Source organism: Acidovorax sp. (assembly GCF_046341535.1).
GTDB lineage: Bacteria > Pseudomonadota > Gammaproteobacteria > Burkholderiales > Burkholderiaceae_C > Acidovorax.
Map to the genome: position 1 here is coordinate 1 of NZ_JBKDRI010000074.1, position 2,227 is coordinate 2,227.

At 68.1% G+C, this 2,227-nt stretch carries 2 protein-coding genes; one reads left to right on the top strand and one right to left on the bottom strand.

Annotated elements, in window-relative coordinates; genetic code table 11:
- Positions 1-214: 214 nt before the first annotated feature.
- A complete protein-coding gene (locus ACK543_RS05000; RefSeq protein ID WP_409941748.1) occupies positions 215-964 on the bottom strand; it encodes an FFLEELY motif protein in 750 nt (249 codons plus the stop codon).
- A 122-nt stretch (positions 965-1,086) separates the two neighbouring features.
- Between ACK543_RS05000 and ACK543_RS05005 the strand changes: the two genes are divergently transcribed.
- Positions 1,087-1,986: an esterase/lipase family protein gene (locus tag ACK543_RS05005; protein ID WP_409941749.1), complete on the top strand. Its 900-nt coding sequence runs from the start codon at positions 1,087-1,089 to the stop codon at positions 1,984-1,986.
- The last annotated feature ends 241 nt before the right edge of the window (positions 1,987-2,227 follow it).

Consider the following 2,227-nt stretch of genomic DNA (forward strand, 5'->3'; position numbering starts at 1 on the left):
CGGCTGCAAATCGACCGCAGCGGTCCATTTTTAACCGCCTTTTTGCCCCATAGCTCGGCTATGGGGCTGCAAATTCGGCAAAAACTGTCCTCGCTGGGGCCGATTTTCGCTTTCGACGCTCCAAGTCCGACAGCCTCCTAGTGCTCGCTCATCGGCAGGCGTGCTGGCCGACCCCCGGATGTGACCGATTGTGCAAGGGCGGGGTGCCGCGCGGCTAGCGGGCTTGTCCCAGGGTGAGGGCCAGTTGCGTCCCGCAGGCGACAGGGTCGCCGTCAAACAGGCTGGCAATCAGGGCCGCCTCGCGCTGCTCGATGGTGCGCAGAAACCGATCGACTTCACCACGCTGGCGAGCAAGCTGGCCAAAGGTGTCAAACCCCGCCTCCAGAAACTGTTGCAGCGCGCCCATGCCCGCAGCGTGGGCCGGGCCGCGCATCATCCGCAGCATCATGCGCAGGCCCGGTGTGCGGGTGAGCCGCGCCAGGTCGGTGCCCATGGCCAGCACGCGCTGCAGCTGCTGCTCGCGCGCATGCCGCTGCCCCACCTGCCGCCATGCGGTCACATAGCCCGCTGCCGCGTCTTGCGGGTCCGTGGCCGGCGCAGTGCCAACCCAGGCGCGGCCCATGTCCTGATCCAGCCCCTCGGTCTGCGCATGCAGTACCGCCAGCGCCACCGCGGTGGCCACCACGGGTTGTGGAAATACCGTCTGCAGCGTGCCAGCGATGCGGCCAAACTGCTGGTCCCGCTCGGTGTAGTCGGCATCGCTGTACAGCTCGTCCAGAAAAAACCGGGTGACGGGCCCGAACGATGGCGACACCATCAGGTCGGCATAGGTGCCCCGGAACCGCCTGGCCTGTAGCGCCTTGACCCGGTGCACGGCATCGCCCAGCGCCGGATCGCCCCGGCGGTGCAGGCGCATGGCATGGACATCGGCAATGCTGTCGCGGATGGTCTGTGCGGCATCCATGGGCGGCGTCTCCTGAAGGCGGGCGGGCAGGGCGGCGATGGCGAGCGCCGCACAATGGCGGGGCGGGCAGTTTGGCTGCCGCAGTCTGTCAAATTACAACATCCCCCTGGGGCAGCCCCACCATGATCGCGCGCTGGCAACAAACCATTTTTTTTGTGCATTGGCTGGGCGTTGGCGCCTGGCTGGCCTGGCAGTGGCCGCAGTCGCCCGCGCGGGCGGTGGCGGGCGCGCTGGTGCCGCTGGCCATGTTTGTGCTGGTAATGACCGCGGAATTTGCCCTGATGCACCACGCCAACCGGCGCGACCCGGCACCCCGGGCCCGCCTGGCCCAGGTGGCGGCGGCCTGGTGGGCCGAACTGCGCGTGGCGCTCTTGGTGTTTGGCTGGCGCCAGCCCTTTCGCCACCAGGCAGTGCCCGACTGGCTGCCGCCAGCGCCCACCGGCCAGCGCGGCGTGGTGCTGGTGCACGGTTTCATGTGCAACCGCGGCCTGTGGCTGCCCTGGCTGCCGCTGCTGCGCGAGCGTGGCCATGCCCACATTGCAGTCAACCTGGAGCCGCCGCTGGGCTCCATCGACGACTACGCGCACATCATCGAAGCAGCCGTGCAGCGGGTGACCGCCGTCACCGGCATGCCACCCGTGCTGCTGTGCCACAGCATGGGTGGCCTTGCGGTCCGCGCATGGCTGCGCGCCCACCCGGACGCCCTGGCGCGTGTGCACCGGGTGCTGACCCTGGGCACGCCCCACGGCGGCACCTGGCTGGGGCGCTTTAGCATGGCCGTCAACGGCCGGCAGATGAGCCTGGCTGGAGAGTGGGTGGTGGCACTACAGCGTTTCAAGCCGCAGGTGCCGGGCGGCAGGTTTGTATGCTGGTTTTCCAACTGCGACAACATCGTGTTTCCGGCGAGCACGGCCACTCTGGCGGGGGCAGATAACCGGCTGGTACCTGGGGTGGCGCATGTGGAGATGGTGCTGGATGGACGGGTGATGCAGGAGTGTCTGGAGGAGGTGGGGCGGGGGTGATGAGGGGGCGCTACTTCCCACCCGTTCGGGCTGAGCTTGTCGAAGCCGGGGCGCGCCCCTCCAAAAAACCGTTCAGGCTGAGCCTGTCGAAGCCAGCGCGCTACCCCAAACCGTTCGGGCTGAGCCTGTCGAAGCCTGGTTGGGCGGTGGCTCACCCGTGCCCTGGTTGAGCGCCGGAGCCGGGATGTCGCCCCGGCGGGCGAGGCATTTTTCTTTGCCTCGCCAAAGAAAATTACCCCAA